This is a genomic window from Streptomyces sp. NPDC087420 (assembly GCF_044744165.1).
Classification (GTDB): domain Bacteria; phylum Actinomycetota; class Actinomycetes; order Streptomycetales; family Streptomycetaceae; genus Streptomyces.
The window spans coordinates 105,946-118,490 of record NZ_JBIUXU010000019.1 but is presented as its reverse complement, the minus strand read 5'-3'; the positions used below and the strand labels follow the sequence as shown (position 1 = coordinate 118,490).

Below are 12,545 nucleotides of genomic sequence, written 5' to 3'. Positions count from 1 at the left end.
TCACACGTGAACAACCCCCTTGATTCCTCAGTTGGTTACCGGTCCGGAACACAACGCCGACCGGATCGTGGCCTGCGGGGCGGGCCGCGGGGCGGGGAAGCTCAAGTCTTCCTCTGAGACCGGGCCGGGGCGGTGTCGGAGGCGCGGGCCGGGACGACACTGGAGTCAGGACACCACCTGGACGAACGGGGGATCTTCCATGGCGGCCATATTCCGACGGCGTGTTCCGGGAGCGGTACCGGCAGCGGTACCGGCACTGGATCCGTACGACATCGCCCATCTCGCGGGCGGCCCGAGGCGGGTGGCCGAGACCGCCCTGGCCGGGCTGCGGGACCGGGGCCTGGTCCGTGTGCTCGGCTCACGGGTACGGGCCAGGCCGGACGAGGCGGGGGCGCCGGCCGACCCGGCCGGCCATCCCGTCGAGGAGGCGCTGATCGCGCTGTGCCCGCGCGGGAGGGGCCTGGCCGCCGTGCTCGCGGGCGTGGCCAGGGACCCCGTGACGGAGAGGATCGGGGACCGGCTGGTCTCGTACGGTCTGCTCACCCGGCGGCACGGCCTCACCCGCACCGGGCGCCGCCACCTGGAGTCCGCCCGGCGCGAGGGGACACTCCCGGCGTACGTCTTCGACGGCCCCGCCGCGCTTCCCGACGCGCGGTTCCGCGCCACGGTCACGGCCGCGACCCTGCCGTCCGGCCTCGGCAAGACCCTGCTGCGGATGGCGAAGGCCCTCGACCGCGACTCGGACTCCCACGGGCACGGCGACTCCGGCGGGGGCTCCGACGGGGGGCACAGCTGTGGGGGAGGCGGGGGCGGGGACTACTGAGCCCGGCCTGCCGGCCGGGGCCGCGGAGTGGGACCACCGGTCCGTGGCCGCGCCCTCGCGGGAACCGGCCGCGACCGAATCGTGTCTGCGAGGGGGACGGGACACGGGCCGCCGTGCCGGGGTCGTGGAGGTACGGCCCCGGCACAGAGGCGGACAACGACGGTCGCCACGGGGGCGGTTGTCAGGCGGGGGACACGATGATCAGCAGGCATGGGCGGAACCGCCGTACCACCGGGGGAGTCCGGTGAACGCGTGGACGGTCCCCGGGTACACCGAGTCCCGGGAGCTGGGCTCCGGCGGCAGCGGACGCGTCGTCCTCGCCGTGCACGACGGCACCGGCGTGCCCGTCGCGGTCAAGTACCTCAGCGAGAGCCTGCGCACGGACGGCGGCTTCGTCCAGAGGTTCCGGGCGGAGGCACGCCTGCTCGGGGCGCTCGACTCGCCGTACGTCGTCGGACTGTACGAATACGTCGAAGCGCCGCCGGGCGCGGCCATCGTGATGGAACTCGTGGACGGTGTCGCCCTGCGCGCCCTGCTGCTGCGCGAGGGACCCACCGGCCCCGAGGCGGCGCTCACGGTCCTCAAGGGCTCGCTGCTCGGGCTGGCCGCCGCACACCGGGGCGGTGTCGTGCACCGCGACTACAAGCCGGAGAACGTCCTCGTCGCGGCCGACGGCTCGTCCAAGCTGGTCGACTTCGGCATCGCCGCGGACCGGGGTACGATCCCGGGCGTCGCCGGGACCCCCTCGTACATGGCCCCCGAGCAGTGGAACGGGGAACCGGCCTCGCCCGCCGCCGACGTGTACGCGGCGACCGCGACCTTCTACGAATGCCTCACCGGCCGCAAGCCGTTCCGGGGTGAGAACTTCGCCGAACTGGCGCTCCAGCACATCGAAGCGCCCATCCCCGAGGAGGAGGCCCCGGAGGCGGTGCGTCCGCTGATCCGGCGCGGGCTCGCGAAGGACCCGGGGGACCGCCCCGAGGACGCCGAGGCCTTCGTGGCGGAGCTGGAGGAGATCGCCGGGGCGGCCTACGGACCCGACTGGGAGGAGCGGGGCCGTGGCAGGCTCGCGGCGCTGGCCGCGCTGCTGCCCCTGCTGCTGCCGTCCGCGGCGGGGGAGGCCTCCGGCACCACGGCGCTGGCCACCACCGCGCTGGGCGCCGCCGGGGCCGGGCGTCACCTACGCCCCGGCATCAAGGCCGTGCTGACCGGTGTGGCCGCCCTGGTGGTCGCGGTGGTGGTCGCCGTCGCGGCGGGCGCCACCGGGGACGCGCCCCGGCGGACCACGGCGCAGTCCGTCGCCACCACCAGCGCGCTGCCGTCCGTCACCGGCCCGTCCGGCGGCGGGTCGCCCACCTCCTCCGCGGGCCCCTCCGGCTCCGGGAGCCCGCTCCCGTCCGACAGCGCCTCACCTGATCCGTCCGGCGGAACTACCGCCGAGCCCGGTGCGCCCACCCCCGACATCTCCGAGCCGACCCCCGGCGCCACCGACACCACAGCCCCGGCCGAACCCCCGCCGTCCGGGAAGCCGTCGGGCAAACCCTCCGGCGACCCCCTGGTTTCCCCGCCCCCCACGCCCCCGGTCACGGTCACCTCCGTCACCGTCTCGGACCTACGGCAGGTCAGTACCTCCGGTGCCACCGCCACCCTCGACATCGCCACGGACGGCGCCGGTCCCGTGAGTGTTGTCGTCACCTGGTTCGCGGGCACCGCCAAGGGGGAGTTGGGCACACCGGACGGCTCCACGACCTTCGAACGCAGCGGCGCGACGCACTACACCCTCGCGCTGGACCACACGTTCACGGAGAACGCGAAGGTCTGCTACTGGGGTGTGCGGGCCACGACGGATCCGGCCGCCGCGAACGGCGGTTCCTCGCAGCAGATCCAGACCCGGCGGGGGTGCTCCGCCGCATGACCGGAACACGCGAACCGTACGACAGGGCCGGCGACGACGAGGCGTACAGCGCGACCGCGCTGGGCAGCCAGTGGTTCGAAGGACCGGACAGTGTGCCGCCCGACCGGGTGGAGGGCGACGTCCTGCGCTTCGGCCCCGGGGTGACGGCGCTCGACCGCACCCACCGGATGAGTGACACGACAGCCGCCCGGTGGCACGGGCGGCCGGCCGGACCGGACACCGCGCCGCCCCGTACGGCCCGCCGTCGCGGACCGCGCCGCTACCTCCTGGCCGCCGTGGTCCTGCTCGCCGTGCTGGCCTTCCTCGCCTGGCAGCGGTACGGCACCACCGTGGCCGTACGGGACGTGGCGGTGCACACCGCCGGGGGCGGCCCCGGCTGCGACGGGACGGCGGACGTCGTGGGCGTGGTGCGGACCGACGGCCGTCCCGGCACCGTGACCTACCGGTGGATACGGAGCGACGGCACCACCTCGGGCCTGCTGAGCGAGCAGCTGGCACGGGGCCAGAAACAGGCCGAGCTGCACCTGTTGTGGACGTTCCGGGGCCGGGGGGACTACCGCGCCGACGCGGAACTGCGTGTCACGGCGCCGACCCGCCATTCGGCCGCCACGCGTTTCACGTACCACTGTGGCTGAGCCGCCCCCCCCGCCCGGGATCACTGGTGGGGGAGACCCGCCCGCCCGTCGATCATGTGCGTGGGGGCTGCACCTGTCCTTGACGACTTGTTGACGGCGTGAGATACCCATCCTATTCTCGACTGAACACGTCTAGACAGGCAGGTCGGCGATGGCAGGCACTCTCGACAGCGGACCCGGGCCTGGCTCCGAACCCGGCTCAGGCTCCGGATCAGGACGACAGATCCAGGTGGAGACCCACGGCCTGGACGTGATCGGAGAGGCGGAGCGCAAGGGCACTCCCCGTCAGCTCTTCTGGCCCTGGTTCGGGGCCAATGTCTCGATTCTCGGGCTCAGTTACGGCGCTTTCGCGCTCGGCTTCGGCATCTCGTTCTGGCAGGCCCTGGTCGCCGGGCTGGTCGGCATCATCGTCTCCTTCCTCCTCTGCGGCTTCATCGCGGTCGCCGGGAAACGCGGCTCCGCGCCGACGATGGTCCTCAGCCGCGCCGCCTACGGGGTCCACGGCAACCGGCTGCCGTCGGTCATCTCCTGGGTGCTCACCGTCGGCTGGGAGACCGTGCTCACCTCGCTGGCCACCCTCGCCACCGCGACCGTCCTCGGACGGCTCGGCTGGGGCGGCGGGACCGAGACCAAGATCATTGCTCTCCTCCTCATCAGCGCGCTCGTCGTGGTCGGCGGCGTGATGGGCTTCGACCTCATCATGCGGCTCCAGACCGTGATCACCGTGGTCACGGCCGTCCTCACCCTCGTGTACATCGGGCTGGTCGCCGACCACATCCACTGGCACACCGTCAGCGGCCTCCCCGGCGGCTCCGCCGAGGAGTTCATCGGCGCGCTCGTCTTCCTGCTGACCGGCTTCGGCCTCGGCTGGGTCAACGCCGCCGCCGACTACTCCCGCTACCTGCCCCGTCGCTCCTCGACGCGCGGAGTGATCGGCTGGACGACCGTGGGCGCCTCCGTGGCACCGGTGATCCTGCTCGTCTTCGGCCTGCTGCTGGCCGGCTCCTCCAAGAGCCTCAACACGGCCATCGCCGCCGACCCCATCGGCGCGCTCACCACGATCCTGCCCACCTGGTTCCTGGTCCCCTTCGCGATCGTCGCCGTTCTGGGCCTGGTCGGCGGCGCCGTGCTGGACATCTACTCCTCAGGACTCGCGCTGCTCTCGGCGGGCCTGCGGGTGCCCCGCTACCTCGCCGCCCTGTTCGACGGCGTCCTCATGATCGCGGGATCGGTCTACATCGTCTTCTTCGCCGACAACTTCCTCGGCCAGTTCATCGGCTTCCTGACCACCCTCGGCGTCCCCGTGGCGGCCTGGTGCGGGGTGATGCTCGCCGACCTGCTGCTGCGCCGGGGGGCGTACGACGACCTCGACCTGTACCGCCCCCGGGGCCGCTACGGCGACTTCGCGTGGGTGCCCCTGGTGCTCACCGTCGTCGCCACCGCGCTCGGCTGGGGTCTCGTCACGAACGCCGCCGCCAGTTGGCTCAACTGGCAGGGCTACCTGCTCGGCCCCTTCGGCCTGGGCGGCAAGACCGGCTCCTGGGCCTTCGCCAACCTGGGCGTGCTGGCCGCCCTGGTGCTCTGCTTCGCCGGATATCTGCTCCTCGCGCGCGGCCGGGTACGCGCCCAGGAGCGGCGGCCGGCGACGATCGGGGACAAGCTGCCCCTATGAGTTCCGTACGGGACGGGCGCGGGCCGGACATCACCTCGCCGATACGTCCCGGACCCACCACCCCCGAGAAGGTCGCGGGAGAAACGACATGACCGGAATCTGGCTCAAGCATCAGAAGATCTCCGAGGCGCTGGCCAAGGAGATCCGCAGCGGTGGACGGCGAGCCGGTGAGCAGCTGCCGGGCGAGAAGGCCCTGGCCCAGCGTTTCTGCGTGAGCCGTACCACCGTGCGCGCCGCGCTGGCGGACCTGAGCGACGCCGGACTGATCGTCACGCGCAGCGGCAAGGGATCGTACGTACTCTTCGACGGCCAACCCCTGGACACGCCCCTGGGGTGGGCGCACGCCCTGGCCACCCAGGGCATCTCCTCCCGGGTCCAGACGATCGCTGTCGAGGAGGTCAACGACGACGCGCTGGCCGAGCGGCTGGGGGTGGATTCCCCGGTCTTCGTCCGGGTCGCCCGGATCCGGGAGCTGACCGAGGAGGGCTGCGTGGTCTCGTACGAACGCAGCTTCCTGCCCCCCGTCCCGGGGGTACGGGAGCTGCCGAGGCAGGGACCCGCCGAGATGTCGCTCACGGAAGTCATGCGGCAGGCCGGACTCCACCCCGACCACGGGGAGCAGCGCCTCGGCGGGCGCCGGATCAACGCTCGGGAGGCGGAGCTGCTGCGGCGGGAGCCGGGCGACTGGTTCCTGGACGCCCAGCGCACCAGCTACGCGTCCGACGGCTTCTTCGTCGAGCACGTCGTCAGCCTGCTCGACCCCGAGCACTTCCAGATGTCGCTCGAATTCCAGGGCGGCGGTTAGGGCCCGGGGCCTGGACTGCGGGACTCAGCTCACGCCCTCCGGGCGGAACTGGACGCTGATCCGGGGGCCGACTCCTCGTGTGGTCTTGGGGATCGCGTGTTCCCAGGTCCGCTGGCACGAGCCGCCCATCACGATCAGGTCGCCGTGCCCCAGCGGCACCCGCCTCGTCGTGCCGCCGCCCCCGCGCGGCCGCAGTGTGAGGTCGCGCGGCTCACCGACCGAGAGGATCGCGACCATGGTGTCCTCCGTGGAGCCGCGCCCGGTCCGGTCGCCGTGCCAGGCGACGCTGTCCCGGCCGTCCCGGTAGTAACAGAGCCCCGCCGTGGCGAACGGCTCACGCAGCTCGGCCGCGTAATGGACGCCCAGGGCCGTGCGTGCCTGGTCCAGGACGGGGTGGGGGAGGGCGTCCTCGGCCCGGTAGAACGACAGCAGGCGCGGTACGGCCACCTCGCGGTCGTACATCCGGCGCCGCTCGGCCTGCCACGGCACGCCGGCCACCAGCTCCCCGAAGAGCGTGTCCGCGCCGCTCAGCCAGCCGGGGAGGAGATCGATCCAGGCCCCGTCGCCCAGCGTGGTCCGGCGGAGACCGCCGAGCGGGCCCAGGCGTATCCCGTCGGTCTGGTCGAAGAGCGAAGGCTGGAGATGTACGGACATGTGCACCAGGGTAGCCCCGGTTAATCGAATGTGTGAGCTATTTTAACGCCCGTGGCGCAGGGTGTCGGTGGCGTCGCACCCGGTGCGGGAACGGCCGCGCCGGACCTCCGGCGGTGCCCGTCGGAGGTCCGGCGCTCGTCCGCCCTGTCGGGTCGGTCAGAACCGGCAGTACGCCACCGGCGAGAAGTTCTTCACGTAGCGGGCCGAGACCCAGCCCCGCTTCGTGCCGCCGAGCAGGTACCAGAGGTCGTTACCGTCGACGTTCTGGCCGCGGGTCTTGCAGTACAGGGTGATGATCGTGCCCGGCTGGTAGCTGCCGAGGGACCGGGAGTTGGTCGTCGGCCTCTCGCGGATGGTCAGCGGGAGGCGGGCGATGACCTTGCCCTTGGGGAGCGCCGCCACCGCCGTGGTGGCCTCCGGCGGGGTCGTGCCCGTCGCCGCGGCGGGGGTGGCGACCAGGGCGCCGGAGCCGGCGAGGATGGCGACGGCGAGGGCCGCGGTGATCCGACGCTTGATGCGCAGTTCGTACACAGTTCCTTCTTTCCCTGAAGGGGTGGTACCTCCTTATGGCACGTGGCGCGACCCGGGACCGGGACGGACACGGGAACATCACCCGGATGCCCCGGACAGCGCACCGCCCGGCCGCGTGGTGCGGCCGGGCGGTGCGGTGGGGCGGTTCGGCGCCGAAGGGTCAGCCGTGCGCGCGGCTTCGACTTCGGCGGCCTGTCATGCCCAACACGGCCGTGGCGAGGGCGAGGCAGACGCACGCCGCTCCGACCGCGACGTTGCTCGCCATGGTTCGCGTCGTGGTCACGTTCCCGGCCACGACCCACGGGGCGATGATCGTCCACACGCCGATCCCCAGCGCGGCCCATCCCATGCCGTGCGTCCGCTCGTAGGCCGCCGAACCGAACCCGAGGGTCAGCAGGGTGAACGCGATGCCGGCGATGAGGTTGGTCACGGTCAGGGTCGTGAGTCCGCTGAAGCCCACTATCCAGGGCGAGGCGGCCAGGAACAGGCCGGCCAGCAGGCTCAGGCTCTGTACGGCCTGCGCCAGGGGCGTCGCGATGGCCCGCTCGGAACGTGCCTGCAACGCACGGATGTCGGGATGGTCCTCGATGGTCGATGACGGACGAGGTGATGGTGATGCCATGGCCAACTCCTTCGGCTGTGGGTGTGGCTCGTAAGGTGACGTTCCCATCCCTCGGCGATCAAAATGTCCCATAAGGTAAAAAATCCGTTAAGCGGAGTTTTGGGTCATATGTGAAGCCAATTGATCGCTCTCCGTGCCCGATGGGCCGGAAGCGGGGCCCGCGCGTGGGCCCGGGAGCGGGGGAGTGCTCACCCGAATGGCGTGCTCCGGGGAGGGCGCGCACAGTGGAGTGCGAGGGGGACGACGGGGGTTCGAGTGAGCGATCAGCCTCTGCGAGAAGGGAAATCTCTCATGGCGGAAAACCAGTCCGCGGTGACCACGCGGCACAACGGAGCACGACACGACGTCAAGGGCAACACGGTCATCGCCGACTCGGTCGTGTCGACCATCGCCGGCATCGCGGCCCGTGACACGGGTGGTGTGTACGCGATGGGCGGCGGCATGTCCCGCACGATCGGGGCGGTACGCGACCGCGTGGCGGGTTCCGAGGACCCGACCCGGGGCGTCAAGGTCGAGGTGGGTGAGAAGCAGGCGGCCATCGACCTGGAGATCGTGGTCGAGTACGGGTCGCCGATCGCGCAGACCGCGGGCGACATCCGCTCCAACGTCTCCGACGCGGTGCAGGGCATGACCGGACTCGACGTGGTCGAGGCCAACGTGACCGTGTCGGACGTGCACATAGCGGGATCCGAGGACGACGAGGACTCGGACAACTCCCGCGTGGTGTGACCCACGACGCGAACGGCGCGTACGCGCGTACGACGGCCGCGGTGACCCTTCGCCGAACGCCGGGCCCGTCCGGGGAGGTTGATCCCCCGGCGGACCCGGCGTCGGCCTGGTCAGGTGTCTGTCAGGTGTCCCTCACGCCGGTTCGAGGCCGGGGTTCCCGGCCTCGGTCACGAACGACGCGGCGGTGGAGACCGGGGCGCCGGGCGTCGTGACGGCGGAGACCGTACGGAAGTCGGCCCGCGCCGACTCCTGGCCCAGCGTGACCAGCGCGTAGCCGCGCCGCCCGTTGTAGAACCTCATGTGCGGGTTGGCCTTCGTGTACGTCTCCCACGTCGCGGGCCGGTCGGCGCCGTCCTTGCCGCTGGCGATGGACGTCGCCACGATCTCCGTGCCCACCGTCCTGGAGGCCGGGTCGTCGAAGTCCCGCTTGATGTCGTAGGCGTAGGCGACATGGACGTCACCGGTGAGCACCATGAGGTTGGCGACGCCGGCCGCTTCCGCGCCGTCCAGCAGGCGCTCGCGGGCGGCGGGGTAGCCGTCCCACGCGTCCATGCTGACCTTGGCGACCGGGTTCAGATCCAGCCTGCGCGCCGAGAAGTTGACCTGCTGCGGGACGACGTTCCACACGGCGCGGGAGTTCTGCCAGCCGTTCAGCAGCCACCGCTCCTGCGTCTCGCCGGTCATCGTGCGCGACGGATCCTCCGACTCGGGCCCCGGGACGTGCGCCGTGTCGCCGTACGCCTGGTCGGAGCGGTACTGCCGGGTGTCCAGGACGTCGAACTGCGCGAGCCGGCCGAACCGGAGCCGGCGGTAGAGGCGCATGTCGGGACCCTGGGGCCGCTGCGGGGTGCGCAGCGGCTGGTTCTCCCAGTACGCGCGGTAGGCGGCGGCCCTGCGGAGCAGGAACTCCTCCGGCGGTACGTCGTTCTCCGGCGTCTCGTCCGCGTAGTTGTTCTCGGTCTCGTGGTCGTCCCACGTCACGACGAACGGGTGCGCGGCGTGCGCGGCCATCAGGTCGGGGTCCGACTTGTAGAGGCCGTACCGCAGCCGGTAGTCCTCCAGCGTGACGGTCTCCCGGTTGAAGTGCGCGGGCAGCCGCCGGTCGGTGTAGTTGCGGGCGCCGCCCACGGCCGTCACGGCGTACTCGTACAGGTAGTCACCGAGGTGGAAGACGACGTCCAGGTCCTCCTCGGCGAGGTGCTTGTACGCGGTGAAGTAGCCGTCGTGGTACGCCTGGCAGGAGACGGCGGCGATCCTCAGCTCGCGGATCGTGGCGTTGCGCGCGGGCGCGGTGCGGGTGCGGCCCACGGGGCTGATCCACGTACCGACGCGGAAGCGGAACCAGTACACGCGGTCGGAGTCCAGGCCCGGGACGTCGACGCGCACGCTGTGGTCGAACTCGGGGTGGGCGTCCACCTGTCCGCGCTCGGCGATCCGCGTGAAGCGCGCGTCGTGGGCGAGTTCCCACCGTACGGCGACCCTGTTCCCCGGCAGGCCGCTGTCCGGCTCGTACGGTCTGGGCGCGAGCCGGGTCCAGAGCAGGACGCCGTCCGGGCGCGGGTCACCGGAGGCGACGCCGAGGGTGAACGGATTCTCGGTGATCTTCGCGGCGTCGAGCGCGGCGGCGCTCGCGACCCCGGCGGTCGGCAGATTCACGGCGAAGGCGAGCGCGGCCGCCGCGCCCGTGCCGGTCAGGAACCGGCGGCGGCCGAGATGCCGGGCGGCTGCCCTGAGTTCAGGTGCGTGGGTACCCGGCGCGTGGCGGTGTACGGGTGTCATGTGCCCCTCCCCTGACGGCGGTTGTCAGGGGAATTGCAGTCGGGGGTCAAGGCGGCGCGCCGTCAGTCGTATGGCATGCGCATGGCGGATGGGTGCAATCTTGATGTCGCGCCCCGTGGTCCGCCGGTCACGGAATCAGTGCCCGTGCTCCTCCTCCGCACCGTCCTCCGCCGTACGGTCGGTCCGCCGGCTGATTCTGGCCAGCCGCTCGAAGTCGACGGCCACCCCGCGCAGCAGCAGGTCCACCAGAGGCCCCGCCGTGCCCCGGTCGACCGGCGCGTCGCCGAACAGCGCCCGCTGGTAGACCGTCGACGCGAGCAGGTCGACCAGGAGCACGGGATCGACGTCGGGCAGCAGGTCCCCCCGGTCGACCGCGCGCCGCACCGCGACCGTCGCCGCGTGCCTCGTCGGCTCGACCAGGACGTCGATCAGCCGCCGGTGCAGGACGGCGTCGCCCGCGCAGTCCGCGATCAGCGGGGCGAGGACCCCGGCGGGCAGCCGCTCGTCCAGCGCGGTGGCGAGCAGCCGCACGCTCTGGACGAGATCGCACCGGGTGCAGCCGTTGTCCGGCACGGGCGGGGTGACCAGGACCGACGCGAGGGCGTCGACGACCAGGTTCTGCCGGACCGGCCACCGCCGCCGTATCGCCGCCTTCGTCGTGCCGGCCCGGGCCGCGACCGTCTCCAGGGCGAGGCGCGCGTAGCCGCGCTCCCGCAGGACGTCCAGGGTCGCCGTCAGCACCGCCGCGTCGATCGCCGGGTCGCGCGGGCGTCCGGCGGCCGGGCTCACCGCCCGGCGTCCTGCGGATACCAGCGCAGCTCCACGGTGTTGCCGTCCGGGTCCGCCACGTAGATCGACTGGGCGTCGCCCCGGGCGCCGTACCGGCCGACCGGGCCCTCCAGCACGGTGAACGTGCCCGCGTCGATGACCTCCCGCCAGTCGAGCGGGTCGACGACCAGGCAGATGTGGTCCACGTTCGACTCACCGCGCGGGCGGTCGACCAGATCGATGATCGACACCGGGCTGACCCGTACCGACGGGAACGGCACCTTGCCGGCCCGCCATTCGTCCACCCGTACGGGCTCCAGGCCGAGGGGCCCGCAGTAGAAGTCCAGCGCGCGCTCCACGTCCCGCACGTTGAGCACCAGATGATCAAAATCCTTGACCCGCATCAGGCCGTCCCCCGTCGTCGCTCCACCGGTCCGCCGTGGCGGCAACCGGTCTATTTAAATACGACCCGGTTCGGATCGTATGACGGACCCTACCCCGGACCCGTCGGCGGTACGCCCAGTTCGTAACGGGTCATCTGATGGCGCACGGCCGCCAGGACGACGAGGAGGACGGCGACCGCCGCGACCGATCCGGCGCCCGCGCCCCCGGCGAGGAACAGATAGGCGCAGACGGCCAGCGAGCGGGCCGCCAGGTTCGACTCCGCCGCGAACAGGGCCGATCGGCGGGTCGGACCGCCGGGTGTACGGGCCTGCCGGACCAGCCGGGCCACCGACACGGCGTCGCAGCCCGTCGCCAGGACCAGACAGAGCCAGGCGGCCGCGGTGGCCGCCCCCGGCGCGGGCCCGGCCACCGCCGCGGCCCACCAGACGGCCCCGAGCCAGGGCACCACCAGCAGCGCGGCGACGGTCGTGGCCACCCGGGTCCCGCGTCGTACGGGCAGGGTCAGGCAGCGGGCCCGGCGGTCGCCCTCCTCGTCACCGATGGCCAGGAACAGGTTGTAGAGCGTGCCGTGGACCGCCGCCGCCCCCGCCACCGGCCACACCGCGGGGGAGGACGGCTCATGGACGGCCGCGGCGCCGAAGAGCACCAGGCCCGCCAGGGTCGCGGTCCCTTCCGTGACGTCCCCGAGGAGGCCGGCGGTCTTGAGGCGCCGGTGGTACACCAGGTGCAGCCCGAACGCGCCGGCCAGGACCACCGGGGCCCGCCAGTCCAGCAGCAGCGCCCAGACCAGGGCGGTCGCGATGCAGGACACGGCGGCGGCCAGGGCGTGCGAGGGCCGCAACGCGCCCGAGGGGATGGGCCGGTGGGGCTTGGCCGCCGCGTCGATGTCACGCCCCAGATAGTCCCCGAGGTACGCGCCGCCGATCCCGCCCAGCGTGCACACGCCCCACACCCCCAGGAGCACTCCCGCACCGGGCGCCCGGCCCGCGCCCAGGCCGCCCGCGTACGCCCCGGCCAGCCCCAGCAGGCCGTAGGTGGCGGACTCGTACACCCGCCAGGTCCGCGCGTGCGAGAGCAACAGGCCTCCTCGCGCGGGGTGTTGCACCACCACGGGCTCCCCGGCGCCGCCCCCCTCGGCGGTCACGACGGATCACCGGGCACGCCGGTCCTGGCCGGTGTGAGGCTGCTCACCACGATCACATGGGCG

13 protein-coding genes are annotated in these 12,545 nt (G+C 72.6%); 6 read left to right on the top strand and 7 right to left on the bottom strand.

Features of this window, described 5'->3' with window-relative positions; all coding sequences use genetic code 11:
• Window positions 1-199: 199 nt before the first annotated feature.
• The 5 genes from ACIO1C_RS33040 to ACIO1C_RS33020 all read left to right on the top strand — a co-directional run bounded on the left by ACIO1C_RS33040 (window position 200) and on the right by ACIO1C_RS33020 (window position 5,850).
• A complete protein-coding gene (locus ACIO1C_RS33040; RefSeq protein ID WP_401870688.1) occupies window positions 200-823 on the top strand; it encodes a TIGR04222 domain-containing membrane protein in 624 nt (207 codons plus the stop codon).
• 244 nt (window positions 824-1,067) lie between these two features.
• The gene (locus tag ACIO1C_RS33035; RefSeq protein WP_401870685.1) at window positions 1,068-2,738 is read left to right on the top strand and encodes a protein kinase; all 1,671 of its coding nucleotides are present in this window, start codon (window positions 1,068-1,070) and stop codon (window positions 2,736-2,738) included.
• Window positions 2,735-3,373 (top strand): hypothetical protein, encoded by a 639-nt coding sequence (locus tag ACIO1C_RS33030; RefSeq protein WP_401870683.1) that lies wholly within the window; start codon window positions 2,735-2,737, stop codon window positions 3,371-3,373. The genes ACIO1C_RS33035 and ACIO1C_RS33030 overlap by 4 nt, the downstream gene beginning before the upstream one ends.
• 229 nt (window positions 3,374-3,602) lie before the next feature.
• The gene (locus ACIO1C_RS33025) at window positions 3,603-5,045 is read left to right on the top strand and encodes a purine-cytosine permease family protein (RefSeq protein WP_401870681.1); all 1,443 of its coding nucleotides are present in this window, start codon (window positions 3,603-3,605) and stop codon (window positions 5,043-5,045) included.
• Between the two features lie 88 nt (window positions 5,046-5,133).
• Complete coding sequence (locus tag ACIO1C_RS33020; protein WP_401870679.1) at window positions 5,134-5,850, top strand: GntR family transcriptional regulator; 717 nt, start codon at window positions 5,134-5,136, stop codon at window positions 5,848-5,850.
• A 24-nt stretch (window positions 5,851-5,874) separates the two neighbouring features.
• Here ACIO1C_RS33020 and ACIO1C_RS33015 read toward each other — a convergent pair whose 3' ends face one another.
• From ACIO1C_RS33015 to ACIO1C_RS33005, 3 genes are all read right to left on the bottom strand, one after another.
• The gene (locus ACIO1C_RS33015) at window positions 5,875-6,504 is read right to left on the bottom strand and encodes an alpha-ketoglutarate-dependent dioxygenase AlkB (RefSeq protein ID WP_401870676.1); all 630 of its coding nucleotides are present in this window, start codon (window positions 6,502-6,504) and stop codon (window positions 5,875-5,877) included.
• Between the two features lie 156 nt (window positions 6,505-6,660).
• A complete protein-coding gene (locus tag ACIO1C_RS33010; protein WP_401870673.1) occupies window positions 6,661-7,035 on the bottom strand; it encodes an SH3 domain-containing protein in 375 nt (124 codons plus the stop codon).
• A gap of 160 nt (window positions 7,036-7,195) precedes the next feature.
• Window positions 7,196-7,657 carry an SPW repeat protein gene (locus ACIO1C_RS33005; RefSeq protein WP_401870670.1) on the bottom strand — a complete coding sequence of 154 codons (462 nt, stop codon included), beginning with the start codon at window positions 7,655-7,657 and terminating at the stop codon, window positions 7,196-7,198.
• Window positions 7,658-7,948: 291 nt separating this feature from the next.
• Here ACIO1C_RS33005 and ACIO1C_RS33000 point away from each other — a divergent pair, with 291 nt between their 5' ends.
• Entirely contained in the window at window positions 7,949-8,386 is a 438-nt protein-coding gene (locus ACIO1C_RS33000) for an Asp23/Gls24 family envelope stress response protein (RefSeq protein WP_401870667.1), read from the top strand.
• A 132-nt stretch (window positions 8,387-8,518) separates the two neighbouring features.
• Here ACIO1C_RS33000 and ACIO1C_RS32995 read toward each other — a convergent pair whose 3' ends face one another.
• The 4 genes from ACIO1C_RS32995 to ACIO1C_RS32980 form a co-directional block, all read right to left on the bottom strand.
• Window positions 8,519-10,165 carry an alkaline phosphatase D family protein gene (locus tag ACIO1C_RS32995; RefSeq protein WP_401870665.1) on the bottom strand — a complete coding sequence of 549 codons (1,647 nt, stop codon included), beginning with the start codon at window positions 10,163-10,165 and terminating at the stop codon, window positions 8,519-8,521.
• 135 nt (window positions 10,166-10,300) lie between these two features.
• On the bottom strand, window positions 10,301-10,954 hold the full coding sequence (locus tag ACIO1C_RS32990) for a TetR/AcrR family transcriptional regulator (protein ID WP_401870662.1): 654 nt from the start codon (window positions 10,952-10,954) through the stop codon (window positions 10,301-10,303).
• Window positions 10,951-11,337: a VOC family protein gene (locus ACIO1C_RS32985; RefSeq protein ID WP_401870660.1), complete on the bottom strand. Its 387-nt coding sequence runs from the start codon at window positions 11,335-11,337 to the stop codon at window positions 10,951-10,953. Before ACIO1C_RS32985 ends, ACIO1C_RS32990 begins: the two co-directional genes overlap by 4 nt.
• Window positions 11,338-11,426: 89 nt before the next feature.
• Window positions 11,427-12,482 (bottom strand): UbiA family prenyltransferase, encoded by a 1,056-nt coding sequence (locus ACIO1C_RS32980; protein ID WP_401870657.1) that lies wholly within the window; start codon window positions 12,480-12,482, stop codon window positions 11,427-11,429.
• Window positions 12,483-12,545: the final 63 nt, after the last annotated feature.

What these genes read in the sequence shown, in the direction of transcription:
- ACIO1C_RS33030 (WP_401870683.1), top strand. Translation starts at nt 2,735, where the DNA reads ATGACCGGAACACGCGAACCGTACGACAGGGCCGGCGACGACGAGGCG.
- ACIO1C_RS32995 (WP_401870665.1), bottom strand. Translation starts at nt 10,165, where the DNA reads ATGACACCCGTACACCGCCACGCGCCGGGTACCCACGCACCTGAACTC.
- ACIO1C_RS33015 (WP_401870676.1), bottom strand. Translation starts at nt 6,504, where the DNA reads ATGTCCGTACATCTCCAGCCTTCGCTCTTCGACCAGACCGACGGGATA.
- ACIO1C_RS33020 (WP_401870679.1), top strand. Translation starts at nt 5,134, where the DNA reads ATGACCGGAATCTGGCTCAAGCATCAGAAGATCTCCGAGGCGCTGGCC.
- ACIO1C_RS33040 (WP_401870688.1), top strand. Translation starts at nt 200, where the DNA reads ATGGCGGCCATATTCCGACGGCGTGTTCCGGGAGCGGTACCGGCAGCG.
- ACIO1C_RS33005 (WP_401870670.1), bottom strand. Translation starts at nt 7,657, where the DNA reads ATGGCATCACCATCACCTCGTCCGTCATCGACCATCGAGGACCATCCC.
- ACIO1C_RS32985 (WP_401870660.1), bottom strand. Translation starts at nt 11,337, where the DNA reads ATGCGGGTCAAGGATTTTGATCATCTGGTGCTCAACGTGCGGGACGTG.
- ACIO1C_RS33000 (WP_401870667.1), top strand. Translation starts at nt 7,949, where the DNA reads ATGGCGGAAAACCAGTCCGCGGTGACCACGCGGCACAACGGAGCACGA.